General features: G+C 70.7%; 22 protein-coding genes. 14 read left to right on the top strand and 8 right to left on the bottom strand.

The features are described 5' to 3' along the window. Positions 1–220: 220 nt before the first annotated feature. Both QRO03_RS05285 and QRO03_RS05290 read right to left on the bottom strand, forming a co-directional pair. Complete coding sequence (locus QRO03_RS05285; protein ID WP_285136484.1) at positions 221–2,398, bottom strand: ABC transporter ATP-binding protein; 2,178 nt, start codon at positions 2,396–2,398, stop codon at positions 221–223. Beyond that, entirely contained in the window at positions 2,395–4,122 is a 1,728-nt protein-coding gene (locus QRO03_RS05290) for an ABC transporter ATP-binding protein (RefSeq protein WP_285136485.1), read from the bottom strand. The genes QRO03_RS05285 and QRO03_RS05290 overlap by 4 nt, the downstream gene beginning before the upstream one ends. A 160-nt stretch (positions 4,123–4,282) precedes the next feature. Here QRO03_RS05290 and QRO03_RS05295 point away from each other — a divergent pair, with 160 nt between their 5' ends. Then, positions 4,283–4,876, top strand: a complete 594-nt coding sequence (locus QRO03_RS05295; RefSeq protein WP_285136486.1) for a hypothetical protein — start codon at positions 4,283–4,285, stop codon at positions 4,874–4,876. A gap of 142 nt (positions 4,877–5,018) precedes the next feature. On the opposite strand, the gene QRO03_RS05300 is transcribed toward QRO03_RS05295, so the two are convergent. From QRO03_RS05300 to QRO03_RS05320, 5 genes are all read right to left on the bottom strand, one after another. Further along, positions 5,019–5,456, bottom strand: coding sequence for a heat shock protein transcriptional repressor HspR (locus QRO03_RS05300; protein ID WP_285136487.1), 438 nt, complete (start codon positions 5,454–5,456; stop codon positions 5,019–5,021). A 78-nt stretch (positions 5,457–5,534) separates the two neighbouring features. Next, positions 5,535–6,515, bottom strand: a complete 981-nt coding sequence (locus tag QRO03_RS05305) for a DnaJ C-terminal domain-containing protein (RefSeq protein ID WP_285136488.1) — start codon at positions 6,513–6,515, stop codon at positions 5,535–5,537. An 11-nt stretch (positions 6,516–6,526) separates the two neighbouring features. Continuing rightward, entirely contained in the window at positions 6,527–7,144 is a 618-nt protein-coding gene (locus QRO03_RS05310) for a nucleotide exchange factor GrpE (protein WP_285136489.1), read from the bottom strand. A 9-nt stretch (positions 7,145–7,153) separates the two neighbouring features. Continuing rightward, a complete protein-coding gene (gene dnaK / locus QRO03_RS05315; RefSeq protein WP_285136490.1) occupies positions 7,154–9,028 on the bottom strand; it encodes a molecular chaperone DnaK in 1,875 nt (624 codons plus the stop codon). Between the two features lie 672 nt (positions 9,029–9,700). Further along, a complete protein-coding gene (locus QRO03_RS05320; protein ID WP_285136491.1) occupies positions 9,701–11,470 on the bottom strand; it encodes a DEAD/DEAH box helicase in 1,770 nt (589 codons plus the stop codon). A 128-nt stretch (positions 11,471–11,598) separates the two neighbouring features. Here QRO03_RS05320 and QRO03_RS05325 point away from each other — a divergent pair, with 128 nt between their 5' ends. Beyond that, entirely contained in the window at positions 11,599–12,969 is a 1,371-nt protein-coding gene (locus tag QRO03_RS05325; RefSeq protein WP_285136905.1) for an MFS transporter, read from the top strand. 24 nt (positions 12,970–12,993) lie between these two features. On the opposite strand, the gene QRO03_RS05330 is transcribed toward QRO03_RS05325, so the two are convergent. Continuing rightward, positions 12,994–13,500, bottom strand: a complete 507-nt coding sequence (locus tag QRO03_RS05330; protein ID WP_285136492.1) for a MarR family winged helix-turn-helix transcriptional regulator — start codon at positions 13,498–13,500, stop codon at positions 12,994–12,996. A gap of 107 nt (positions 13,501–13,607) precedes the next feature. Here QRO03_RS05330 and QRO03_RS05335 point away from each other — a divergent pair, with 107 nt between their 5' ends. From QRO03_RS05335 to QRO03_RS05390, 12 genes are all read left to right on the top strand, one after another. Beyond that, positions 13,608–14,441 (top strand): hypothetical protein, encoded by an 834-nt coding sequence (locus tag QRO03_RS05335; RefSeq protein ID WP_285136493.1) that lies wholly within the window; start codon positions 13,608–13,610, stop codon positions 14,439–14,441. A gap of 243 nt (positions 14,442–14,684) precedes the next feature. Continuing rightward, positions 14,685–16,400 carry a nitrite/sulfite reductase gene (locus QRO03_RS05340; protein ID WP_502883013.1) on the top strand — a complete coding sequence of 572 codons (1,716 nt, stop codon included), beginning with the start codon at positions 14,685–14,687 and terminating at the stop codon, positions 16,398–16,400. After that, the gene (locus tag QRO03_RS05345; RefSeq protein WP_285136495.1) at positions 16,397–17,140 is read left to right on the top strand and encodes a phosphoadenylyl-sulfate reductase; all 744 of its coding nucleotides are present in this window, start codon (positions 16,397–16,399) and stop codon (positions 17,138–17,140) included. Before QRO03_RS05340 ends, QRO03_RS05345 begins: the two co-directional genes overlap by 4 nt. Beyond that, positions 17,137–18,054: a sulfate adenylyltransferase subunit CysD gene (cysD, locus tag QRO03_RS05350; RefSeq protein ID WP_285136496.1), complete on the top strand. Its 918-nt coding sequence runs from the start codon at positions 17,137–17,139 to the stop codon at positions 18,052–18,054. The genes QRO03_RS05345 and cysD overlap by 4 nt, the downstream gene beginning before the upstream one ends. After that, on the top strand, positions 18,054–19,385 hold the full coding sequence (locus QRO03_RS05355; protein WP_285136497.1) for a sulfate adenylyltransferase subunit 1: 1,332 nt from the start codon (positions 18,054–18,056) through the stop codon (positions 19,383–19,385). Before cysD ends, QRO03_RS05355 begins: the two co-directional genes overlap by 1 nt. Positions 19,386–19,493: 108 nt before the next feature. Next, positions 19,494–20,561: an ABC transporter substrate-binding protein gene (locus QRO03_RS05360; protein WP_502883005.1), complete on the top strand. Its 1,068-nt coding sequence runs from the start codon at positions 19,494–19,496 to the stop codon at positions 20,559–20,561. Between the two features lies 1 nt (position 20,562). Then, complete coding sequence (locus tag QRO03_RS05365) at positions 20,563–21,342, top strand: ABC transporter ATP-binding protein (RefSeq protein WP_285136498.1); 780 nt, start codon at positions 20,563–20,565, stop codon at positions 21,340–21,342. Further along, positions 21,332–22,222: an ABC transporter permease gene (locus QRO03_RS05370; RefSeq protein WP_285136499.1), complete on the top strand. Its 891-nt coding sequence runs from the start codon at positions 21,332–21,334 to the stop codon at positions 22,220–22,222. Before QRO03_RS05365 ends, QRO03_RS05370 begins: the two co-directional genes overlap by 11 nt. Continuing rightward, a complete protein-coding gene (gene cobA, locus QRO03_RS05375; RefSeq protein WP_350224120.1) occupies positions 22,219–23,181 on the top strand; it encodes a uroporphyrinogen-III C-methyltransferase in 963 nt (320 codons plus the stop codon). Before QRO03_RS05370 ends, cobA begins: the two co-directional genes overlap by 4 nt. Then, entirely contained in the window at positions 23,178–24,554 is a 1,377-nt protein-coding gene (locus QRO03_RS05380) for an FAD-dependent oxidoreductase (RefSeq protein ID WP_285136500.1), read from the top strand. Before cobA ends, QRO03_RS05380 begins: the two co-directional genes overlap by 4 nt. After that, complete coding sequence (gene fdxA, locus QRO03_RS05385) at positions 24,551–24,874, top strand: ferredoxin (protein ID WP_285136501.1); 324 nt, start codon at positions 24,551–24,553, stop codon at positions 24,872–24,874. The genes QRO03_RS05380 and fdxA overlap by 4 nt, the downstream gene beginning before the upstream one ends. Next, positions 24,867–25,997 (top strand): NAD(P)/FAD-dependent oxidoreductase, encoded by a 1,131-nt coding sequence (locus QRO03_RS05390; protein ID WP_285136502.1) that lies wholly within the window; start codon positions 24,867–24,869, stop codon positions 25,995–25,997. The genes fdxA and QRO03_RS05390 overlap by 8 nt, the downstream gene beginning before the upstream one ends. Positions 25,998–26,122 lie beyond the last annotated feature (125 nt).

A 26,122-nucleotide genomic window follows, 5' to 3' on the forward strand; every position in this document is an offset into this window, starting at 1 on the left:
CGTCCCACGGGTTCGGGGCGCGTCTCGCCCTTCGGGGCGGGGAATGGTCGCCCCAATGGGCGGCTCGCGCCCCGAACCGCGGGCGGCCGGTGTCCCGCGGGCGTCGATTGCCGACGAGAGCACGCTGCACATGGTGGCCACGAGCGCCGGGCACGTCGCCGAGAAGCCCGCCCGGAGTATGACCGAGCGGGCTTCGCGGCGTGATGCGGGGACGTCGACGCTAGGCGTTTCCGTCGAGACGACGGTCGGGAACGGGCGCGCCGTGCCCGGGACGCGGCGGCCCGTCGGTACCGGCGGGGGCGGCCACGTCGGATGCCGCGGCGGCGAACGCCGAGACCACCTCGGCGTCGTCGGTCGCCGGTGCCTGCTGTGGGCGCGCGGCCGGGTTCGCACCCTGCTCCGAGGTGTCGAGGTCGGCCGCGGCCTGCTCGAACTGCGAGCGGTAGAGGCGGTAGTAGGCGCCCTCGCGCGCGATGAGCTCGTCGTGCGTGCCCTTCTCGACGATGTCGCCGTGCTCCATCACGAGGATGAGATCGGCGTCGCGGATGGTCGACAGCCGGTGAGCGATGACGAAGGACGTGCGCCCCTCACGGAGCGCGGCCATCGCCTGCTGGAGCAGGAGCTCGGTGCGGGTGTCGACCGACGAGGTCGCCTCGTCGAGGATGAGCACCGACGGTCGGGCGACGAACGCCCGCGCGATGGTGATCAGCTGCTTCTCGCCCGCCGAGACGTTGGCGGCGTCCTCGTCGAGCACGGTGTCGTACCCGTCGGGGAGCGAGTGAACGAACTGGTCGACGCGCGTGGCGACGGCCGCCTCGACGATCTCGTCATCGGTCGCGCTCTCGCGGCCGTAACGGATGTTGTCGCGGATCGTGCCGGCGAACAGCCACGGGTCTTGCAGCACCATCCCGGTGCGTGCGCGGACGTCGTCGCGACGGAGGTCGGCGATGTCCTGCCCGTCGAGCAGGATGCGACCGCCGTCGAGTTCGTAGAACCGCATGATGAGGTTGACCAGCGTCGTCTTGCCCGCTCCGGTCGGTCCGACGATCGCGACCGTCTGGCCGGGCTCGACGCGGAAGGACAGATCGGTGATGAGGGGCCGATCGGGCGTGTACGCGAAGCGCACGTTCTCGAACGCGATCACCCCGCGACCGTCGACGTGATCGGGGGCGTTCTCGGCATCGGGCTCCTGCTCGTCGGCGTCGAGCAGTGCGAACACGCGCTCTGCGGAGGCGGTGCCCGACTGCACCACCGCGGCCATGCCGCCCAGTTGCGAGAGCGGCTGGGTGAACTGCTGCGAGTACTGGATGAAGGCCTGCACGTCGCCGAGGCGGAGCTGACCGCCCGCCACCATGAGACCACCCAGCACGGCGATGCCGACGTAGGTCAGGTTTCCGACGAACATCATGCCCGGCATGATCATGCCGGAGAGGAACTGGGCGCGGAAGCTCGCTTCGTAGAGCTCCTCGTTCTCGACCTCGAACTTCTCTCGGGCGTCTTTCTCGCGTCCGTACACCTTGACGAGGGCGTGACCGGAGAACGACTCCTCGACGCGGGCGTTGAGGCGGCCGACCTTCTTCCACTGCTCGCCGAACGCCTTCTGCGACTTCGGCCCGATGACGCCGAAGATGACGGCCATGAGCGGGAGCGAGACGAGGGCGACGAGAGCGAGCTGCCACGAGATCGTGAACATCATGATCAGCACACCCACGACGGTGAGGACCGACGTCAGCGCGCTCGACAGCGACTGCTGCATCGTCTGGGTGATGTTGTCGATGTCGTTGGTGACGCGCGAGATCAGCTCGCCGCGCTGCACCTTGTCGAAGTACGACAGCGGCAGGCGGTTGACCTTCGCCTCCACCTCTTCGCGCAGGCGCCACATCGTGCGCACCATGATGACGTTGATGACGTAGCCCTGGATCCACGACAGCAGCGACGAACCGACGTAGATCGCGAGCACCGCGACGACCACCATGCGCAGGGCGTCGAAGTCGACACCCGCGCCGACGGAGAAGTTGCCCATCGCGCCGACGACGTTGGCGATGTCGCCCTGACCCGCCGCGCGGAGGGCTTCGACGACGTCGGCCTGAGAGGTGCCGGCGGGGAACTGCTCGGCCAGCCCCTTCGAGACCACGCCCTCGAAGATGATGTTCGTGGCGTCGCCGAGCACGCGGGGCGCGAGCACGGCGAGCACGACCCCCAGGGCGCCGAGCACGGAGACGAACGTGAAGGCCCCGGCGTACGGACGCAGCAGGCCGATCAGTCTCCGGAAGCTCGGGCCGAAATTCGACGCCTTGCCGGGCGCCACGCTGTCCCAGTCGCCCGAGTTCAGCCGGGCCTGCTCCGCCAGCTCGAGTTCGGCGCGCTCTTCTTCGGTCAGTGCATCCGTGGTGCTCACGCCTCGACCCCCAGCTGCGACTCGACGATCTCGCGGTAGGTGCTGCTGGTCTGCAGCAGCTCCTCATGACTGCCGACACCCGCCAGACGCCCCTCTTCGAGGACGACGATGCGATCGGCTCCTGTGATGGTCGACACGCGTTGCGCGACGACGATCTTGGTCACCTCGGGCAGTTCTTGCCAGAGCGCCTGCCGGAGCCGCGCGTCGGTACTGAGGTCGAGTGCCGAGAAGGAGTCGTCGAACACGAGCACCGCCGGACGGTGCACGATCGCCCGCGCGATGGCGAGGCGCTGACGCTGACCACCCGAGACGTTCGTGCCGCCCTGGGCGATGCGTCCGTCGAGGCCCCCCTCCATCGCCTCGACGAAGTCACGCCCTTGCGCGATCTCGAGGGCCTTCCACAGCTCATCGTCGGTGGCGTCCTCTCGACCGAAGCGGAGGTTGGATGCCACCGTGCCGCTGAAGAGGAAAGGCCGCTGCGGTACGAGCCCGATGCTCTTCCAGAGCCCGTCGAGGTCGGCCTCGCGCACGTCGACGCCGCCGACGCGGACGGCGCCCGCGGTGACGTCGAACAGCCGCGGGATGAGGGAGACGAGGGTGGTCTTCCCCGCGCCGGTGGAGCCGACGATGGCGACGGTCTCACCGGGACGGGCGGCGAAACTGATGCCCGACACCACAGCGGACTCGGCGCCCGGGTAGGCGAAGGACACCTCGTCGAACTCGACGGCTCCGCGCTCGGGGAACACGCTCACCGGGTTCGCGGGGCGCTCGAGGGTGGACTGGCTGTCGAGCACCTCGCCGATGCGTTCGGCGGAGACGGCCGCACGGGGGATCATCACCGTCATGAAGCTCGCCATGAGCACGCCCATGAGGATCTGCGCCACGTACTGCATGAAGGCGAACAGCGTGCCGATCTGCACGCCGCCCTGATCGACCTGGATGCCGCCGAACCAGATCACGCCGACGACGGTCACGTTCAGCACGAGCATGGCCAGCGGGAACAACAGCACGAAGAGCGACCCGACCCTGCGTCCGACGATCATGATGTCGGTGTTCGCCCCGCGGAACCGCTCTTCTTCGATGCGCTCGCGGACGAACGCCCGCACGACGCGTACGCCCGTGAGCTGCTCGCGCATGATGCGGTTCACCGCGTCGAGCTTCGACTGGTAGCTGCGGAACAGGGGCACCATGCGCGCGATGATGAGGCCCGCCGCTATCAGGAGTGTGGGCACCGAGACGGCGATCAACCAGCTGAGGCCGACGTCTTGCTGCAGCGCCATGAAGACGCCGCCGATCGCCAGCAGGGGGGCGCTGACGAGCATGGTCGCGCCCATCATCGCCAGCATCTGCACCTGCTGCACGTCGTTGGTGTTGCGGGTGATGAGCGACCCGGCTCCGAACTGCGACAGTTCGCGCTCGGAGAAGCCGCTGACCTTCTCGAAGATGTCGCGACGGATGTCGCGGCCTGCGGCCATCGCGGCGCGGGCAGCGAAATAGGTGGCGATGACGGATGCGGTGATCTGACCGAGCGAGATGGCCAGCATCATCGACCCCTGCGACCAGATGAAGGCCGTGTCGCCACGCGCGACGCCCTGGTCGATGATGTCGGCGTTCAGCCGCGGGAGGTAGAGCGACGCCATGGCCGCCACGAACTGGAAAACCAGCAGCGCGAGGAGCAACCACCGATACCGGGAGAGGTAGCGGATGAGGATCTTGCCGAGCACGGCACCTCCAGAACAGGTCGATGCGGTCGCGGTGGCCGCGGAGTACAGCCTGGCACCAACCTCCGACACCGGCGACCCCCTCAGCGGTGGGAGCGTTCTCTCGTCGCGAACGCGGGCTTCCGGCCTCCGCTTCACAGGGTGCGGATCGTAGGCTGAACCCATGTCTCGACTGCAGGCCGACGCACCCGCCGACCTCTGGGTGCCCGTGACCGGTTCTCTCGGTTTCCGCGGGCGTCGTCACCGGAAGGCGGCGATCGGCATGCTGCTCAGCCAGGCGAATCAGGCCGCCGGCGCGGCTCCCAAGCCCGGCGGCGGTGCGTTCGCGTGGATCCTCAGCCAAGCCGCCCCTCTGTTGATGCGGCGCGCCGCCGGTCGCGTGCTCGTGTGGGTGTGGAAGAGCGACCCCGAGCTGCTCGTCGTCATGGCGCAGCTGCAGGAGGCCACTCCGCAGGCGCGCACCGCGCGGGCGATGATGCCGATGGAGTACGACGACACGGAGTCGTTCCCCAACCCCTTCCTCGGGGTGGGCGAGAAACTCGCGATGCCGCTCCCGAGCGACGCGCGCACGCCGCCGTTCGCCACCTACACGTGGGACACGGGCTCGCACTTCGTGACGGTGACGGCGGTGTGCGCCGATCGGGAGCGGTTCGGAACGGTCATCGGAGCCGTGGATGCCGTGGCCCGCACGATCCGCGTGGCCGACGACCTGCGGGTCGGCGAGTCACCAACCGTCTTGCGGCTCGACCCGGCCTGACCCTGTCGACGACGGTCTCTTCGGCAGACCTGAGGGACCTGTGCCTCACGCCGGGCGAGGCCGACGCCGCAGATATCCGCGGTCCAGGTGACCGGGTGCGTCGAGGCCACCGGGCTCGTGGCATCCGGGATCCGCGAACGGATCAGTCGCCGTGGATGTCGCGCGGACGCCAGAGCACGATGTCGGTGGCGCGGCGCACGCGTGCCCCGTGACGCAGGGTCACGACCGAGCCCGTGGCTCCGGCAGCGAAGACGCGCGCGCCCGGCCGCGACTGGCGTTCGGCGGTGAGCTGACGCTCGAGGTCGTTCACGCGACGGGCGAGGTCGTGCACCTGCTGCTCGAGGGTGAGCAGGCGGGCGATGGCGGGGAGGCTCATGCCCTCACCCGACAGCCGGGCGACCTCGCGCAGCTGCTGCACGTGGCGGCTCGAGTATCTCCGCGATCCGCCCTGGGTGCGTGCGGGCACCACGAGACCGAGCCGGTCGTACTGCCGCAGCGTCTGCGGGTGCATGTTCGACAGCTCCGCCGCGGCGGCGATGGCGAAGATGGGGGCGTCTTCGTCGATCTCCCTCTCGGACACGGTCTCTCCTCTCCATCGCTCCGGCGGGTCCCCGGCATCCTGTGATCACGGATGCCGGGAGACCTCCGTCTTGCAGTTCTACCGCGCTTTGGACATCAGGTCGGCGCGCGGGTTCTCTTTCGGCTGGAGCGCCTGGAACCGCTCGAGGGCCTCACGGGCGGCGTCGTCGAGGTGAGCGGGCACCGCGACCTGCACCTCGGCGAGCAGATCGCCGGAGCCCTTGGTCGATTCGATCCCGCGGCCCTTGACGCGCAGGACGCGCCCCGACGGGGTGCCCGGCGCGACGCGCAGCCGCACGGGGTCTCCCCCGAGGGTGGGGACCTCGATGGTCGCACCGAGGGCGGCTTCGGTGAAGGTCACCGGCACGGTGACCCGCAGGTTGAGGCCGTCACGGGTGAACACGGGGTGCGGGCGCACCGCGACGGTCACCACGATGTCGCCGCTCTCGCCGCCGTCGGGTGACCGGCGGCCACGGCCGCGGAGACGGATCTTCTGGCCATCGGAGACGCCGGCCGGGATCTTGACCTTGAAGGGCACGTTGTCTTCGCCCTGGAGGGTGATGGTCTCGCCCTTCGCCGCCGTGACGAAGTCGATCGTCGTCCGCGCGGTGACATCGGCCCCGCGCTGCGGGCCGCCGAAGCCCCGGAATCCGCCGGTCGTCTGACCGAACCGACCGGAGCCGAAGCCGCCGCCCTGCTGATCGAACATCGAGAAGATGTCCTCGAAGCCGGGCTGCTGCTGCCCCCGGCCCTGACCGAACCGGCTGAAGACGTCGTCGAAGCCCCCGCCGCCGCCCGTCCCCGGAGCCGAGAAGCGCGCCCCCGAGCCCATGGCCCGGATCTGGTCGTACTCCTCGCGCTGCTCGGGGTCGTTGAGCACCGAGTAGGCCTCGCTGATCTCCTTGAACTTCGCTTCGGCCTTCGCGTCTCCCGGGTTCGAGTCGGGGTGGTACTGACGCGCGAGCTTGCGGTACGTCTTCTTCAGATCGGCCGCGCTGACGCCCTTGTCGACACCGAGGACCTTGTAGAAGTCCTTGTCGAACCAGTCCTGACTCGCCATTGGTGCTCCTCTCAGGCCGGCACGGCGACGACGACCTTCGCCGGTCGCAGTTCGACCGAACCGAGGCGGTAGCCGACCTCGACGACCTCGAGGATCGTCGTCTCGGTCACACCGGGGGTCGGTGCCTGGAAGATCGCCTCGTGCTGCTGCGGGTCGAACACGTCGCCGACGGCGCCGTACGACACCACGCCGAGACGCTCGGCCACGGCGCGCACCTTGTCGCCGATGGCGGCGAGGGGGCTGCCTTCGACGAGGTCGCCGTGCTTCGCGGCGCGATCGAGGTCGTCCATGACGGGCAGCAGGCCCTTCACGGCCTCGCCCTTCGCGCGCTCGATCTCGCGCTCGCGCTGCTCCTCGGTGCGCCGACGATAGTTGGCGTACTCGGCCTGGAGGCGCTTGAGGTCGATCAGCAGCGAGGCCTCCTTGTCGGAGCCCGCTCCCTCTGCGGCCGCTTCGGGCGTCTGCTCGGCGCCGAGGATGTCGTCGATGGTCAGGCCCTCGGCATCCACGTCCTGCGTCTCGGACTGCTCGCCCGACGGCGCGGGGCCGGAGGTGTTCTCCTCCGGCCCCGTCGTCTCGTCAGGACCGGCGCCCGAGCCCGTGGGCTGTTCGTCGTCCTTGTGTGCCATGTCCTCTGCTTACTTCTTCTCTTCTTCGGGCTTGTCGTCTTCGACGACCTCGGCGTCGATGACGTCTTCCTCGGGGTTCGGCGTCTCACCGTTGCCGGGCTGGCCGACGTTCGGGTCGGCGGGCTGACCCGCGGCCTGCGACGAGGCGTAGATGGCCTCGCCGAGCTTGCCCTGGCTGGCGTTCAGCTTGTCGAACGCGGTCTTGACCGCGTCGTCGTCGTCACCGGCGAGAGCCGTCTTGAGAGCGTCGACGTCGCCCTGGACCTCGGTCTTGACCTCGGCGGGGAGCTTGTCGTCGTTCTCTTTGATGAGCTTGTCGATCGAGTACGACAGGGTCTCGGCCTGGTTGCGCGTCTCGGCGGACTCGCGGCGCTTCTTGTCTTCGGCGGCGTTCTCTTCGGCCTCGCGCACCATGCGCTCGATGTCCTCCTTGGGCAGCGACGAGCCGCCCGTGATGGTCATCGACTGCTCCTTGCCGGTGCCCTTGTCCTTCGCCGAGACGTGCACGATGCCGTTCGCGTCGATGTCGAAGGTGACCTCCACCTGCGGGATGCCACGGGGGGCCGGGGCGATGCCGGTGAGCTCGAAGGTGCCGAGCGGCTTGTTGTCGCGGGTGAACTCGCGCTCGCCCTGGAAGACCTGGATCGCGACCGACGGCTGGTTGTCGTCGGCGGTGGTGAAGGTCTCGCTGCGCTTGGTCGGGATGGCCGTGTTGCGCTCGATGAGCTTGGTCATGATGCCGCCCTTGGTCTCGATACCGAGGCTCAGGGGGGTGACGTCGATGAGCAGGACGTCCTTGCGCTCGCCCTTGAGGACGCCGGCCTGCAGGGCTGCGCCCACGGCCACGACCTCGTCGGGGTTCACGCCCTTGTTGGCATCCTTACCCGTCTCCTTCTTCACCAGCTCGGCGACCGCGGGCATGCGGGTCGAGCCGCCGACGAGCACCACGTGGGCGATGTCGTCGACCTTGACGCCGGCCTCGCGGATGACGTCGGAGAAGGGCTTGCGCGTGCGGTCGAGGAGGTCCTTCGTCAGGTCCTCGAACTTGGCGCGCGTGAGGGTCTCGCTCAGCGACACGGGGCCAGAGTCGGTCAGCGACAGGTAGGGGAGGTTGATGCTCGTCGACGTGGACGACGACAGCTCCTTCTTCGCCTGCTCGGCCGCTTCCTTCAGACGCTGCAGGGCGATCTTGTCGCCCGAGACGTCGACACCGGTGGTGTCCTTGAACTGCTTGATGAGGTACTCGACGACGCGCTGGTCCCAGTCGTCGCCACCGAGGCGGTTGTCGCCGGAGGTGGCGCGCACCTGGATGGTGGAGAAGTCATCGTCCTTGCCCACCTCGAGCAGCGACACGTCGAACGTTCCGCCACCGAGGTCGAAGACCAGGATGAGCTCGTCTTCCTTGCCCTTGTCGAGGCCGTACGCCAGTGCGGCGGCGGTCGGCTCGTTGATGATGCGCAGGACGTTCAGGCCCGCGATCTCACCGGCCTCCTTCGTGGCCTGACGCTCGGCGTCGTTGAAGTACGCCGGGACCGTGATGACGGCGTCGGCCACGCTGTCACCGAGGTACTCCTCGGCGTCGCGCTTGAGCTTCTGCAGGATGCGGGCCGAGATCTCCTGCGGCGTCCACTTCTTGCCGTCGACGTCGAAGCCCCAGGTGGTGCCCATGTGGCGCTTGACGCTGGAGATGGTGCGGTCGACGTTCGTGACGGCCTGGCGCTTGGCGGTCTCGCCGACGAGCACCTCGCCGTCCTTCGTGTAGGCGACGACCGAGGGGGTCGTACGGAAACCCTCGGCGTTGGCGATGACCTTGGGCTCGCCACCCTCGAGCACGCTCACGACGGAGTTGGTCGTACCGAGGTCGATTCCCACTGCACGGGGCATATGTGTCTCCTTGCTTGTGAGCCGGACGGATGCCGCGGCTCGAGGTTGGTGCGAAGTCTGCGTCGCGGGTTGAGCCGCGATGACTCAAGGTTACCGTGGCCCTCCGGAGAGGTCAAGGCGACTTGATATGAATTGGCTCAACTTCGGGACGCCGGTCCTCGCGCGAGCGCCCACCGCTCCGCCGCGCAGGGTGGATGGCATCCGGAGCCCTCCTGTCCCACTTCGCGTGGACCATGTCCCAGAATGTGCAGCCCCAGACAGCCCCGCCCGCACAAAGTGGGACATGCACCCGCCAACCGCCCGGACAGGTTGCACTCCACGCACCTATGTCCCACCGGACGCGAATCATGTCCCAAAACGTGCAGAACAAGGAACTTCCACCCGCACAAAGTGGGACATGCACCCGCCAACCGCCCGGACAGGTGGCACCCAACGCCCCCAATGTCCCACCGGATGCGAACCATGTCCCAAAACGCGCAGCCCAGGGCACCCCCACCCGCACAAAGTGGGACACGCACACACCAACCGCCGCGCAGCTAAAGCCCAAAACAGACCCCCGGCGCGGCGCACGTCGCCCCCGCAGCCTGGAAGGCGACGGGGGCGTCGAGTGGATGCCGGCGACCCGGCGCCGTGGTGACCGCGAGGCGTGGGGATACCTATGCGGGCCGGGTGTCAGTCACGGTCGCGGTCGCGGCGCTGGGGACGATCGCTGCGCTTCGCGGAACGGCCGCCCTGGTCGAGGCGCAGGTCGATGAGCTGGCCCGAGATGCGGGTGTCGGCGAGGCGGTTGATCGTGTCGTTCGACAGGTCGGCGGGGAGCTCGACCAACGAGAAGTCCTGACGGATCTGGATCGCACCGAAGTCGTTGCGACGCAGACCACCCTCGTTGGCCAGGGCCCCGACGATCTGGCGCGGCTCGACGCGCTGGCGACGGCCCACGGCGATGCGGTAGGTCGAGAAGCGGCCCGAGGTGTCGCGGCGCGGACCGCCCTCTCGCGACCCGCCGTCGCGGAAGCCGCCGTCGCGCGAGCCGCCGTCGCGCGGGGGACGGTCGTTGTCGAAGCGCTGCTGGCGCAGCGTCTCTTCTTCGAGCAGCAGCGGGGTGTCGCCCTGGGCGACGACGGCGAGGGCCGCGGCCACATCGGCCTCGGGCACGTCGTGGTGCTCGACGTAGTGGGCGACGACGTCGCGGAACGTCGCGATCGCGGCGGTGTCTTCGAGGGCGGTGGTGATGGCGTCGTCGAAGCGGGTGAGACGCGTGGCGTTGACGTCGTCGACGCTCGGCAGCGACATCTCGGTCAGCGGCTGGCGCGTCGCCTTCTCGATCGCGGTGAGCATGCGGCGCTCGCGCGGGGTGACGAAGCTGATCGCGTCGCCCGTGCGGCCGGCGCGGCCCGTGCGGCCGATGCGGTGCACGTACGACTCGGTGTCGATGGGGAGGTCGTAGTTGACGACGTGGCTGATCCGCTCGACGTCGAGGCCGCGTGCGGCGACGTCGGTGGCGACGAGGATGTCGAGCTTGCCGCTCTTCAGCTGGTTGACCGTGCGCTCGCGCTGCACCTGCGCGATGTCGCCGTTGATGGCCGCCGCGGTGTACCCGCGGGCGCGGAGCTTCTCGGCGACCGTCTCGGTCTCGTTCTTCGTGCGGGTGAAGACGATCATGCCCTCGAAGTTCTCGACCTCGAGGATGCGGGTGAGGGCGTCGATCTTCTGCTGGTACGACACGATCAGGTACCGCTGGGTGATGCTCGCCGAGGTCGTGGTCTTGGTCTTGACCGTGATCTCTTCGGGCTCGTTGAGGTACTGCGCCGAGATGCGACGGATCTGCGCCGGCATGGTGGCCGAGAAGAGCGCGACCTGCTTGGTCGAGGGGGTGTCGGCGAGGATCGTCTCGACGTCTTCGGCGAAGCCCATCTTGAGCATCTCGTCGGCCTCGTCGAGCACGAGGAACTTCAGCTCGCTCAGGTCGAGGGTGCCCTTGTCGAGGTGGTCCATGATGCGACCGGGGGTGCCGACGATCACGTCGACACCGCGGCGGAGGGCCGACAGCTGCTGGCCGTAGCCCTGGCCGCCGTAGACGGGCAGCACGGAGACGCCCTTGATGTGAGCGGCGTACTTCTCGAACGCCTCGCACACCTGCAGCGCGAGTTCGCGGGTGGGGGCGAGCACGAGCGCCTGCGGATTCTTGTGACCGGTCTCCATCTGCGACAGGATCGGCAGCGCGAAGGCGGCGGTCTTGCCGGTTCCGGTCTGGGCGAGGCCGACGACGTCGCGGCCCTGCAGGAGCACGGGGATCGTGGCCGCCTGGATGGCGGAGGGGGTCTCGTAGCCGACGTCTTTGAGGGCCTTGAGCACGTTGGCATCCAGTCCCAGGTCGGAGAAGGTGAGCTGCGCGGGAGCGGTCTCCGCCTCAGCGGAGTCGACGGGGGATTCGGATGCCATGACTCCACGGTAGTCCGCTCCGCGCCGCCGCGCGGGCGTGGGGATAACCTGAACGCGCCCGGCGACGCCGGCGACGCGAGATCCCGGGCATCACCGGGTGTTCACCGAAGGGTCCTAGCGTGACCGACATGCCGTCTCCCGGGCCCGCTTCGCCCCCCGAATCCGCCCGTCGGCCCGTACTGGCCTGGGCACTGTGGGACTGGGGCTCGGCCGCGTTCAACGCGGTCGTGACGACCTTCGTCTTCAGCACCTACCTGGCGAGCTCGCTCTTCGTCGACCCGGCCGTCCGCGCCGCCGCGAACGGGAACGCCGACGACCCCGCCCTCGTGCGGGCGCTCGCCGACAACGCCAGCGCCGTCGGCGTCGCCCTGATGGTCGCGGGCATCGTCGTCGCGCTCGTGGCTCCCGTGCTCGGGCAGCGCTCCGACGGGACGGGCCGGCGCAAGCTCTGGCTGGGTGTGAACACCGGTGTGGTCGTACTCGCGATGGCGGCGATGTTCTTCGTCGAGGGCACCCCGGCCTACCTCGTCCTCGGTGCGACCCTGCTCGCGATCGGCAACGTCTTCTTCGAGTTCGCCAGCGTCAACTACTACGCCATGCTCACGCAGGTCTCCACCCGCGAGAACATCGGTCGCGTCTCGGGCTTCGGCTGGGGCATGGGATACGTCGGCGGCATCGTGCTGCTGCTCCTGCTGCTGGTGCTCTTCATCCAGAGCTTCGGGGATCCGGATGCCGGGGGCCTGCTCGCCGTCAGCGAGGAGGGCGGGCTGAACATCCGCCTCGCCATCCTGGCCTCCGCCCTCTGGTACGCGGTGTTCGCGATCCCGGTGCTGCTGCGCGTGCCGGAGATCCCCGCGCAGGACCGCCAGGTGCGGGTCGGCTTCCTCCGCTCCTACGTCGTGCTGTGGGGGACGCTGCGCGCCCTCTGGCGCGACAGCCGCCAGGTGCTGCTGTTCCTGGCCGCCAGCGCCCTCTTCCGCGACGGTCTGGCGGGGGTCTTCACCTTCGGGGCGATCATCGCGGCGCAGGTGTTCGGCTTCAGCTCCACGGAGGTGCTCTACTTCGCCGTCGCCGCGAACCTCGTCGCCGGCATCAGCACCTTCGTCGCCGGTCGCCTCGACGACCGGTTCGGGCCGAAGCGGGTGATCCTGGCATCCCTCGCCGGCCTCATCGTCCTCGGCACCGTCATGCTGTTCATCGGCACGTCGCAGACCGGCTTCTGGATCGTGGGCCTGGGCCTCGGCGCCTTCGTCGGCCCCGTGCAGTCGGCCAGTCGCTCGTTCCTCGCCCGGGTCGCTCCCGAGGGCCGCGAGGGCGAGATCTTCGGCCTCTACGCCACGACCGGACGCGCGGTGTCGTTCCTCGCGCCGGGCCTGTTCGCGCTGTTCGTCGGGGTGACGGGCGACACGCGTCTCGGCATCCTGGGCATCGTGCTGATCCTCGCGGCGGGCCTGCTGCTGATGCTGCCCGTGAAGGTGAAGAGCGCCGTCATCCGCTGACGCCCGCGTCGGGATGCCGGCGGCTCAGTCGCGGGGCCAGGCGTCGGCGAACTTCGCCAGCAGGCGCGCGAACTCGGCCCGCTCGTCGTCGCTGAAGGACTCCAGGGCGGAGCGAACGGCATCGCGTCGGCGTCCGCGGAAGCCGGATACGAGCCCCTGCCCCTCGGGCGTCAGCCGCACGCGGGTGCGGCGCGCGTCGTCGGGGTCGGGCTCGCGCGCGACGAGACCCAGCTCGACCGACTGCTGCACGAGGCGCGAGGCGCGGGGTTGATCGACCCCCACGGCGTCGGCGATCTCGCCGACGGACAACGATCCGGATGCCGCCACGAGGGCGTCGAGCATGCGCAGGCGCGCGGGCCCTCCGAAGCGACCGTGCGCGGGGTCGGCCCAAGGCGGCGCGCCGCGGCCCCAGGGACCTCCGTGACCACCGTGCGGGTGGTGGTGCGCCTCGGGCGGGAACGGCGGACGCGGGCGCCGGCCGCGCAGGCGCGCGAGGGCTGCGGCGATCTCGTCGGCGGCATCGGTGGGCATACCGGGATTTTACATGTCGCTTGACAAGCATCAGGAATGCATGTCATAGTACATTCGTTGTCACATGACATGCACTGGCGGATCGTCCGCCGACGAAAGGACCCCCGATGAACACCCCCACACCCTCTGATCCCCGCGCCCTCGCGCATCGCCTCACCACGGTCGGCCACGCGCTGCACCACCGTCTGTTCGCGCAGCTGCACGACAGCGGCATCCATCCCAAGACCCTTCTGCTGCTCAGTGCCGTCGACGGACGCATCGACGCCCCCTGGGTGCTCGATCGCCTCGCCCGCGGCGGCAAGCGCGTCACCGCCCTGGCCGACCGGGGCTGGATCGCCCGCTCCGGCGACCGTGAGGGCGACCGCTGGTCGCTGACCGATGAGGGCCGCGCCCTCCTCGACGGCGTGGATGCGGAGCGCGCGGCGCTGCTGGCCGACGTGCCGGCCGAGCACCTCGCGAACCTGACCGCAGCCCTCGACGCGCTCGCCTCGACCCTCGACGTCGACGACGCCGAGATGACCGGCCGGGGGCCTCGCGGAGGCTTCCGCGTCATGCCCGGCGCCGGGCGACACGGCTTCGGCCCCGACCCCCGCAGGGCCTTCGGTCCGAACGAGCACCGCGGGTTCCGCGTGGGCGAGCGCGGCGCCGGCCCCGCCCCCCACCGTCCGGCGCACCCCGCCGAGCGCCCCGGCTCCGACACCGGTCCGGGCGAGCGCGACGCCGACGGCGCACGCGGCTTCGGCCGGCCGTCGCACGGCCAGGGTCGCGGTACGCACGAGCGCTGCCACCCGGCACCCGAGCACCGCGGGGGCGAGCACGGTCACGACGGCGGTCCCCGCCACGGGCGTCACCGCGGTCACGAGCGCGCCTTCGAGCGGGGCTTCGACGCCGGCTACCAGCGCGGCCGCGAGGCGGGCGCCCCGCCGGCGCCGCAGGAGTGAGGACTCCCGCATGACCCGGCGATTCCGACGCCGTCCGCGACCGCGGCCCCCGAGCGGGACCGTGGCCGCGGACCGCGAGCTACCGCGTCCCGGCTGACGGCGCAACATCCGCGGCCGTACGTGACGCCCCGTGTCACTTCGCGACGCTCCGAGACGCACTCCTTGGCCGGCATCCGCAGCCCGCCCTAGCGTCTGGGGAAATGCCGCCGGTATGCCGCACCGGCGCAGCGAAGGAACAGCCACATCGTGACCACCAGCCAGACCCCACCGCGCGCCGCCACCCGGCCGCCGCGACCGTCGACCAAGCCCAACGGGCAGTGGAAGATCGACGGCACCACGCCCCTCAACGGCAACGAGGAGTGGAAGCAGGTCGACGACGGCCTCGCCGTGCGGGGACGCATCGAGAACATCTACGCCGCGGGCGGCTTCGCCTCCATCGACCCGACCGACCTGCACGGCCGGTTCCGCGTGTGGGGCCTCTACACCCAGCGCAAGCCGGGCATCGACGGCGGTCGCACGGCGACCCTCTCCCCCGAAGAGCTCGAAGACGCGTACTTCATGCTGCGCGTGCGCATCGACGGCGGGCAGCTCACCACCGAGCAGCTGCGCGTCATCGCCGGCATCTCGCAGGAGTTCGGCCGCGACACCGCCGACCTCACCGACCGCCAGAACGTGCAGCTGCACTGGGTCGAGGTCGAATCGATGCCCGAGATCTGGCGCCGGCTCGAAGCTGTCGGCCTGGGCACCACCGAGGCGTGCGGCGACGTCCCGCGCGTCGTGCTCGGCTCGCCCGTCGCGGGGATCTCCGCCGAGGAGCTCATCGACCCGACGCCGCAGATCGACGAGATCACCAGCCGCTTCATCGGCGACCCGACGCTGTCGAACCTTCCGCGCAAGTTCAAGTCGGCCATCACCGGCCACCCCAACCACGACGTGGTGCATGAGATCAACGACGTCGCGTTCGTCGCGGTCGAGCACCCCGAACTCGGCATCGGCTACGACCTGTGGGTCGGTGGCGGACTGTCGACCACCCCGCGCCTCGGCGAGCGCCTGGGCGTCTTCGTCGCCCCCGAGCGGGTCGCCGAGGCCTGGCACGGCGTCGCGCAGATCTTCCGCGACTACGGCTACCGGCGCCTGCGCAACAAGGCGCGCCTGAAGTTCCTGCTCGCCGAGTGGGGCACGGAGAAGTTCCGCCGGGTGCTGGAGGACGAGTACCTCGGCTACGCCCTGCCCGACGGTCCCGCGCTGCCCAAGCCCGCGGCCCCCGGCGACCACGTCGGCATCCACCGCCAGAAGGACGGCCGCTTCTACGTCGGCGCGACGCCCATCGTCGGCCGCGTCTCGGGCACGACGCTCGCCCGCCTCGCCGACCTCATCGAGGAGCACGGTTCGACCCGGCTGCGCACGACCCCGCACCAGAAGGTCGTGATCCTCGACATCGCCGAGGATCGGGTCGAATCGCTCGTCGCCGGTCTCGACGAGCTGGGCCTGCAGGCACGGCCCAGCCTCATCCGCCGCGGCACGATCGCGTGCACGGGCATCGAGTTCTGCAAGCTCGCGATCGTCGAGACGAAGGTCAACGCCACCGCCGCCGTGCTCGACCTCGAAGAGCGTCTCGCGGCCTTCGACCTACCTCACCCGATCTCGCTGCACGTCAACGGCTGCCCCAACTCGTGCGCCCGTATCCAGACCGCCGACATCGGCCTGAAGGGTCAGCTCGTCACGATCGACGGCGAGCAGGTGCCCGGCTACCAGGTGCACCTCGGTGGCGGGCTCGCCTCGCAGGATCGCGACGAAGCCGGCCTGGGCCGCACCGTCCGGGGGCTCAAGGTCGCTGCCGACGGCATCGCCGACTACGTCGACCGGGTGGTGCGCCGCTTCCTCGACGAGCGCGATGTCGCCGCCGACGAGACCTTCGCCCAGTGGGCGCACCGCGCCGACGAGGAGGCCCTGCAGTGAGCGTTTCACTCGCACCGCGCGTCACCGCGCGCCGCAGCCACGACGAGCTGAAGGCCTTGGCCGAACAGGGCAACGCCGAGCTGCGCAGCCTCGCCGCCGACGAGGCGAGCCCCGCCGAGGTCATCGCCTGGGTCGCGCGCCACTTCGCGCCCGGGGCCGCCGCGGTGGCGTGCTCGATGGCGGATGCCGCGCTGCCGCACCTCGTCGCCGAGCAGCTGCCGAACGTCGACGTGCTCTTCCTCGACACCGGCTACCACTTCCGCGAGACCCACCACACGCGCGACGAGGTCGATCGCGCCCTCGACGTTCGTGTCGTCGACGTGCTGCCTGAGCAGACGGTCGCAGAGCAGGATGCCGAGTTCGGTGCGCGCCTGTACGAGCGCGACCCGGCGCTGTGCTGCGCCCGCCGCAAGGTCGATCCGCTGCAGGGGGCGCTCGGCGGCTACGAGGTGTGGTTCACCGGCGTCCGCCGCGACGAGGCGCCCACGCGCACGAACACCCCGTTGGTCACCTGGGACGAGCGCAACGGCCTCGTCAAGGTGAACCCGGTCGCGGCGTGGAGCTTCGACGAGCTGATCGGCTATGCCAACGACCAGAAGGTGCCGGTCAATCTCCTCCTCACCCACGGCTACCCCTCCATCGGGTGCGAGCCGTGCACGCGCCCGGTCGCCCCGGGCGAAGATCCCCGGTCCGGCCGCTGGGCGGGCCTGTCCAAGACCGAATGCGGGTTGCACACATGAGCGCTGTGTCCACGGCATCCACTGCCCTCTCCACCCTCGACCTGCTCGAGGCCGAGGCGATCCACGTCATCCGCGAGGTCGTCGCCGAGTTCGAGCGGCCCGTGCTGCTGTTCTCGGGCGGCAAGGACTCCGTCGTGGTGCTGCACCTGGCGACCAAGGCGTTCGCGCCGGGTCGCGTGCCCTTCCCCGTGCTGCACGTGGACACCGGCCACAACTTCCCCGAGGTGCTGCGCTTCCGCGACGAGACGGTCGAGCGCTTGGCCTTGCGTCTCGAGGTCGCCCGCGTGCAGGACTACATCGACGACGGCCGCCTCCAGGAACGCCCCGACGGCACCCGCAACCCGCTGCAGACCCTGCCGCTGCTCGATGCCATCGCCGCCGGCCGTCACGACGCCGTCTTCGGCGGTGCGCGCCGCGACGAGGACAAGGCGCGGGCGAAGGAGCGCATCATCTCGCTGCGCGACGAGTTCGGGCAGTGGGACCCCCGCAATCAGCGGCCGGAGCTGTGGAGCCTGTACAACGGCCGCCACACCCCCGGGCAGCACGTGCGGGCGTTCCCGATCTCGAACTGGACCGAGCTCGACATCTGGCGCTACATCGAGCGCGAGGACATCGCCCTGCCGCCGCTGTACTTCGCGCACGAGCGCGAGGTGTACCGCCGCGGTGACATGTGGCATCCGGTCGGCCCGTTCTCCCCTCCCCGCGAGGGCGAGAACACCGAGGTGCGCACCGTCCGCTACCGCACGGTCGGCGACATGAGCTGCACCGGAGCGGTCGAATCGGATGCCGTCGACCTGGCATCCATCGTCGCCGAGGTCGCGCGCACCACCATCACCGAGCGCGGGGCGACCCGCGCCGACGACCGCCTCAGCGAGGCGGCCATGGAGGATCGCAAGAAGGACGGGTACTTCTGATGTCGCTCGACACCCTCGAGGCGCCGGTCACCACGACCGAGCCCACACTCTTCCGCTTCGCCACCGCCGGCTCCGTCGACGACGGCAAGTCCACGCTCGTGGGGCGCCTGCTGCACGATGCGAAGGCGATCCTCGCCGACCAGCTCGAGCAGGTCGCGCGGACGTCCGCCGACCGGGGCTTCGCGCACGGCGCGTTCGACTTCGCGCTGCTGACCGACGGCCTGCGCGCCGAGCGCGAGCAGGGCATCACGATCGACGTCGCCTACCGCTACTTCGCCACCGGTACGCGGTCGTTCATCCTCGCCGACTGCCCCGGCCACGTGCAGTACACGCGCAACATGGTCACCGGCTCCACCACCGCCGACGCCGTCGTGGTGCTCGTCGACGCCCGCGCCGGCGTCGTCGAGCAGACGCGTCGCCACCTCGCGGTGGTCGCGCTGCTTCGCGTGCCGCACGTCATCATCGCGGTCAACAAGATCGATCTCGTCGACTTCTCGGCCGACGTGTTCACCTCTGTGGCCGCCGACGCGCGGGCCGTTGCGACCGAGCTCGAGATCGACGACCTGCACGTGCTGCCCGTCTCGGCCCTCGAGGGCGACAACATCGTCGACCGCTCGGTGCGCACGCCCTGGTACGACGGGCCGGCGCTGCTCGAGCTGCTCGAGACCCTGCCGTCGGCGGACGAGTCCGCTCGCGGCGCCGAGCCGCTGCGCCTGCCCGTGCAGTCGGTCATCCGCCCGCAGGGCGGGCTGTCGCCGGAGCTGGCAGCCGATCCCGAGACCGCGACGGCGCTGCGCGACTACCGCGCGGTCGCCGGGCGCATCTCGCGCGGTGCCGTGCGCGTGGGCGACGAGGTCGAGGTGTCGGGCTCGGGCGTTCGGACGGTGGTGCGCGGCATCCGGGTCGCGGGCGTCCCCGCCGACAGCGCTGCAGCCCCGCAGTCGGTGTCGCTCGAGCTCGCCGACGACGTGGATGCCGCCCGTGGCGCCGTCATCGCCTCGGCGGGCACCCTGTCGCCCGCCCGCCGCGAGGCCGCGGTCGAGCTCTTCCAGCTCGACGCCCGTCCCCTGACCCCCGGCGCACGCGTGCTCGTGAAGCACGGCACGGCCACGGTGCAGGCGATCGTGGCATCCATCGACTCCCGGTACGACCTCGATGCCCTCACCCACGTCGAGGCCGACCGGCTCGAGACGAACGACATCGGTCGCGCGCGCCTGCGCCTGGCCGCAGACCTGCCGCTGGAGCCCTACCGCGACAGTCGCCACGAGGGTTCGTTCCTCGTCATCCATCCCTCCGACGGCGCGACTCTCGCCGCCGGAATCGTGCGCTGACCGGCTCACGTCCCACCGCGCGCCGTTCGGCACGCCGACCCGCCCGCCGACCGGCGGCCCCACCGCGCCGACCGGCGCACGACCTACTGCCTACGAAGGAGGCGAACCGTGAAGACACTGCGCACCGCGACCGCGATCACAACCCTGGGACTGATTGCGGCGATGATGACGGGCTGTGCCTCGGGCGCCGCCTCCGCCGAGAGCGCCGACCAGGGTCCGGCGACCGAGCTCCGCCTCGGCTACTTCGCCAACGTCACCCACGCACCCGCCCTCGTGGGCCTGCAGGAGGGCCTGCTGCAGGACGCCCTCGGCGACACGACGCTGTCGACCGAGGTGTTCAACGCCGGCCCCGCCGCCATCGAGGCGCTGTCCGCCGGCGCGATCGACGCGACCTACATCGGGCCGAATCCCTCGATCAACACCTTCATCCAGTCGCGGGGCGAGTCGGCGCGCATCGTCGCCGGTGCCGCCACGGGCGGCGCGGCCCTCGTCGTGCGCGACGGGATCTCGTCGGCTGCCGACCTGAAGGGCAAGACCCTCGCCACCCCGCAGCTCGGCAACACGCAGGACGTGGCTCTGCGCGGCTGGTTGAAGGAGCAGGGCTTCGAGACCGACACCTCGGGCGGCGGCGACGTCACGATCACCCCGACCGAGAACGCTCAGACGTTCCAGCTGTTCAAGGACGGCCAGCTCGACGGCGCGTGGCTCCCCGAGCCGTGGGTGTCGCGCCTGGTGGTCGACGCGGGCGCGAAGGTGCTCGTCGACGAGGCCGACGAGTGGCCCGACGGGCAGTTCCCCACCACGGTGCTGCTCGTGCGCCAGGACTTCCTCGACCAGCACCCCGAGACGGTCTCGAAGCTGCTCGCCGGCCACGAGGCATCGGTGAAGTGGATCTCCGACAACCCGACGCAGGTGGCCACGGTCGTCAACGCGCAGATCGCCGCCGACACGGGTAAGCCGCTCGCCGACGCCGTGATCGCCCGCGCGCTCGAGCACGTGACGTTCTCGGTCGACCCGCACGCCGACACCTTCTCGACGCTGGTCGAGAACGGCGTCGCGGCGGGGACCCAGAAGGAGGGCTCGATCGAGGGCCTGTTCGACCTGCGGCTGCTCAACGCGCAGCTCGCGACCAGCGGCGCAGCGAAGGTCTCGGCCGCGGGACTCGGCGAGGAGTGACATGACCACGGCCCGCATCGACAGCCCGGCACCCGCCCTCACCACCGTCCCGGCGGTGCGGATCGACGGCGTCTCGAAGCGCTTCGGTGCGGGCCCGGTCGTCCTCGACGACATCACCCTCGACTTCGCGCCGGGCGAGTTCGTGTGCCTCCTCGGCGCCTCGGGCTGCGGGAAGTCGACGCTGCTCAACCTCATCGCCGGCCTCGACCGGCCCACCGCGGGCCGCATCGAGACCCCCGCCGAGGGCTCGGCCGTCATGTTCCAGGAGTCCGCGCTCATGCCCTGGCTGACCGCGCGCCGCAACGTCGAACTGGCTCTGCGCCTGAGGGGCGTGCCGCGTGCCCGCCACCGCGACGAGGCGCTGGCCCTGCTCGATACCGTCAACCTCGCCGACGCCGCCGACAAGCGTCCGCATGAGCTCTCGGGCGGTATGCGCCAGCGCGTGGCCTTGGCCCGTGCCCTCGCGCAGGACCGGCCCGTGCTGCTGATGGACGAGCCCTTCGCAGCCCTGGATGCCATCACCCGCGACCTGCTCCACGAGGAGCTCGAGCGGGTGTGGCGGGCGACAGGTCGCACCATCGTCTTCGTCACCCACAACGTGCGCGAGGCCGCCCGCCTCGGCGAGCGCGTCGTGCTGCTGGGCAGCCGTCCGGGACGCGTCGTCAACGAGTGGCGCATCGAGCGCACAGAGGGACGCCGCATCGAGTCGCCCGAGGTCGCCGCCCTGTCGGTGGCGATCACCGACGAACTGCGCAAGGAGATCCGCCGCAATGCGCGCTGACACCACGGCATCCGCCGACGACCTCCGCAGCCTCGAAGCCGGCCTCGACAACCTGCAGACCACCACCGACGCGGAAGGCGGTCGCTGGCGGACGTTCTGGTCGAGCGTGCTGCCGCCGATCATCTTCGTCGTGCTGCTCGTCGCCGCCTGGCAGCTCTACATCGTCATCGCCGACCCGCGCCCCGACAAGGCCCCCAGCCCCGCCGACGTGTTCGGCGCCCTGACCTACGCGTGGGACACCGGCCGCCTGCAAGAAGCCGTGCTCACGAGCCTCGAGCGTGGCGTCCTGGGCTTCCTCATCGCGATCATCATCGGCACCCCGATCGGCCTGCTGCTGGCCGAGGTGCGCCCGATCCGCCGCGCGGTCGGCCCGATCATCTCGGGCCTCCAGGTGCTGCCGTCGGTCGCGTGGGTGCCCGCCGCCATCATCTGGTTCGGGCTCACGGATGCCACGGCCTACTTCGTCATCCTGATGGGCGCCATCCCCTCGATCGTGAACGGTCTCATCTCGGGCGTCGACCAGGTCCCGCCGCAGCTGCGTCGCGTCGGCACCGTGCTGGGCGCGTCGAAGTGGCAGCTGGCGACCTCGGTGATCCTGCCCGCCGCCCTCCCCGGCTACTTCGCGGGGCTCAAGCAGGGGTGGGCGTTCTCGTGGCGCTCGCTCATGGCGGCCGAGATCATCACCTCGGGCGGCACGATCGGCTTCGGCCTCGGCACGATGCTCCAGCAGACGCGCGACCTCGCCGACCTCGCCGGCGTGCTCGCGACGATCGTCGTGATCCTCGGGATCGGCATCCTGATCGAGCTCGCCTTCTTCGGCCCCATCGAGCGGCGGATGCTGCGCGGACGCGGCCTGCTGCTGTCGGGCGGTGCGCGATGAGCGGGTCCGCGGAGCGGATGGATGCCGCGGAGCCCGGCGTCGGCTCTGCGTCCGGCGCAGGGGCGGCTCCCGGCTCGATCCCGGATGCCGTCGTGCTCGGCGCCGGTGCTCGCGACACGGTCGCCGCGCCCCACGCCGCCGGCGCTTCGCGGACGACCGAGACCGTGGCATCCGGAACCGTCTGGCTCGTCGGCGCAGGTCCCGGGGATGCGGGCCTGCTGACCCTGCGGGGGCTTCGCGCGCTCGAATCCGCCGACGTGATCGTCGCCGACCGCCTCGGCGCACGGGGCGTGCTCGACGGACTCGCCGCCGAGGGCGTGCACCTGGATGCCGAGGTGATCGACGTCGGCAAACTCCCCGGCCATCACGCCGTGCCGCAGGATGCCATCAACGCCCTTCTCGTGCGCGAAGCCCTGGCGGGACGTACCGTCGTGCGCCTCAAGGGCGGTGACCCCTACGTGTTCGGGCGCGGCGGCGAGGAGCTGTTCGCGTGCCAGGAGGCGGGGATCGACGTGCGGGTGGTGCCCGGCGTCACGAGTGCCGTGTCGGTGCCCGCGCTCGCCGGCATTCCGCTCACCCACCGCGGCGTCGCGACGAGCTTCACCGTGGCCACCGCTCACGACCAGATCGCCGCGCTCGGCGGCGGACGCGACCACACGGTCGTGCTGCTCATGGGCGTCGGCACCCTCGCCCACTCGGCCCTGACCCTCGCCCGCGGCGAGCGCGGCGCCGACTGTCCGGTCGCGATCGTCGAAGACGGCTTCGGCGCGCGTCAGCGCGTGACCGTCGGCACCCTCGCCACCATCGCCGCCCAGGCTGCGGAGCGCGGCGTGCGCTCCCCCGCCGTCGTGGTCGTCGGTGACGTGGTGCGCCTCAGCCCCTACGCGCCCGCCGCCCTGGCATCCATCGATCTCACCTTCGACCCCCTCGCCGTTCCCCGAAAGGCCCCTTCGCTGTGACCTCGTCTTCTCTCACCTCGCTCCGTGTCGCGATCGTCGGTGCCGGCCCCGCCGGCATCTACGCGGGCAACATCCTCACGCGCGCGGTGACCGACGCCGGCGGCACGGTCGCGATCGACCTGTTCGACTCGCTGCCCGCGCCCTATGGACTCATCCGTTACGGCGTCGCGCCCGATCACCCGCGCATCAAGGGCATCGTCGACTCCCTGCACGAGATGCTCGACACCGGCGTCACCCGTTTCATCGGCAACGTCGAGGTGGGCAGCGACATCGCCCTCGACGAACTGCAGGCCCGCTATGACGCCGTGATCCTGGCCACCGGCGCGCTGCGCGATGCGCCGCTCGACATCCCCGGCATCGACCTGCCCGGCTCGTACGGCGCGGCCGACTTCGTCGCCTGGTACGACGGCCACCCCGACGTGCCCCGCGACTGGCCGCTCGACCAGCGAGAGGTCGCGGTCATCGGCAACGGCAACGTCGCCCTCGACGTGGCCCGTGTGCTCGCCAAGCACGCCGTGGACCTCCGCTCGACCGAAATCGCCGACAACGTGCTGCACGGACTCGAGGCCTCGGCCGTCACCGATGTGCACGTGTTCGGCCGCCGCGGACCCGCCGACATCAAGTTCACGCCCATCGAGCTGCGCGAGCTCGGCGAGGTGCCCGACGTCGACATCGTCGTACACGACGAGGACTTCGCGGACGCCGACCCCGCCCAAGCGTCCAACAACCAGCTCAAGGTCATGCTGCGGGTGCTGAACAGCTGGCGCACGCGGGAGCAGACCGGGACGAGCCGCCGCTTGCACCTGCACTTCTACCACGCGCCCCTCGCCGTCCTCGGCGAGGAGCGCGTCGAGGGCCTGCGCTTCGAGCGCACCGAGCCCGTCGGAGACGGGACCGTGCGGGGCACGGGTGAGATCCGCGAGATCGCCGTGCAACAGGTGTACCGCGCGGTCGGCTACTTCTCGAGCCCCGTGCCGGGTGCGCCCTTCGACGCCGTTCGCGGTGTCGTGCCGAACGTCGAGGGCCGCGTCGTCGAGGGGGCCGACGTCGTCCCGGGGCTGTACGCGACGGGCTGGATCAAGCGCGGACCGGTCGGCCTCATCGGACACACCAAGTCGGATGCCATGGAGACCGTCGCCCACCTCGTCTCCGACATCGAGGCCGGAGCCCTGACGGCGCCCTCCGCCGACGGCGACGTGCTCGATGCCCTGGCCGAGCGCGGAGTGGAGTTCACCACGTGGGAGGGGTGGCGCGCCCTCGACGCGCATGAGCGAGCGCTCGGCGCGGCCCACGAGCACACCCGCGAGCGGGTCAAGGTCGTGCCGCGCGACGAGCAGGTGGCGGTGTCGCGCTCCGGGGCGCTCGTCTCGTGACGTACGTCATCGCGCTCCCGTGCGTCGATGTGAAGGACCGCGCCTGCATCGACGAGTGCCCCGTCGACTGCATCTACGAGGGCAAGCGCTCGCTGTACATCCACCCCGACGAGTGCGTGGACTGCGGCGCCTGCGAGCCGGTGTGCCCCGTCGAGGCGATCTACTACGAAGACGATCTGCCCGAGGAGTGGGCGGACTACTACACGGCCAACGTCGAGTTCTTCGACGACATCGGCTCGCCCGGCGGCGCGGCGAAGGTCGGCGTCATCGCGAAGGACCACCCGGTCGTCGCGGAGCTGCCGCCGCAGGCGCATGACTGAGGCGGCATTCGGTCACGGGCCGGCAGGCGAGGAGCGCGCAGCCGGGGGTGCAACCGGCCCCGCCGCGTCCGGCGACCTGGGCCCGGCCGATGTGCCGGCCACCGGCCCCACCGCCGGGGCGTCAGGTGACGCGGGCTCGTCAGCCCGTTCGGCCGGCACCGCGGCTGAGGCGTCCGCCTCCGCGGCATCCGCCGAGACGCCGTCTACCGATGTGCTCATCGTGGGAGGGGGTCCGGCGGGGCTCTCGGCCGCGCTGAATCTGGCCCGCGCCCGCGCATCGGTGGTGGTGGTCGACACCGGCCGACCCCGCAATGCCGCGACCCTTCGCTCGCACGGGTTCCTCACCCGCGACGGCATCTCGCCGATCGAGCTGCGCAAGCTCGCCCGCGAGGAGCTGCGCGCCTACGACGGCGTCCGCGTCCTCGACCGGTCGGCGGTGGCGCGCATCGACGCGGATGCCGACGGCTTCGTCGCCGCGCTCACGGGCCGTGCCGCGACGGCATCCCCGGTCCTGACCGCCCGCACGGTCGTGGTGGCGACGGGGCTCGGCGAAACCCTCCCCGACGTGCCGAACCTGCGCGCGTTCTACGGCATGTCGATCTTCAGCTGCGCCGCGTGCGACGGCTGGGAACTGCAGGACGAACCCGTCGCCCTGATCGGCGAGACGTCCGACCTCGCCGACCGTGCACGTCTGCTCACCCGCTGGACGTCGCACCTCACGGTGTGCACCAACGGTGCGGATGTCATCGACCCGGTGGATGAGGCCGAGCTGGTGGCATCCGGGATCGTCGTCGAACGGCGGGTCATCGCCGACCTCGCCGGCGAGCGCGGGCAGGTCGCGGCCGTGCGGTTCGCCGACGGCTCGTCGCTCGCGGTGGCGGGCGGCTTCGTGCGGCCGACGTGGCACGCCGCGCACGACTTCCTCGATCCGCTCGGCCCCGAGACCGATGCCGAGGGCCACCTCATCACCGACCGCTCCGGGCGCACCTCGGTGCCCGGACTCTACGCGGCCGGGGATGCCGCAGCTCCCGGCCCGCAGCAGCTCATCGTCGCGGCCGGTCAGGGCGCGCGGGTGGCGGCAGTGCTGGTGCAGGATCTGCTCGGCGTGCGCACGGCGCACTGACCGCGGGGCGGCTCGGTCCGCGAGAGCACGTGAGCCGAGCCGCCACCGCACGGACGACGCCGACAATGTCGACAGCACGTGATCCCCGCGAAAGCGCACGACATAGCGCACGATCTCGACGCGAT

This window comes from Microbacterium sp. lyk4-40-TSB-66 (assembly GCF_030209475.1).
Taxonomy (GTDB): domain Bacteria; phylum Actinomycetota; class Actinomycetes; order Actinomycetales; family Microbacteriaceae; genus Microbacterium.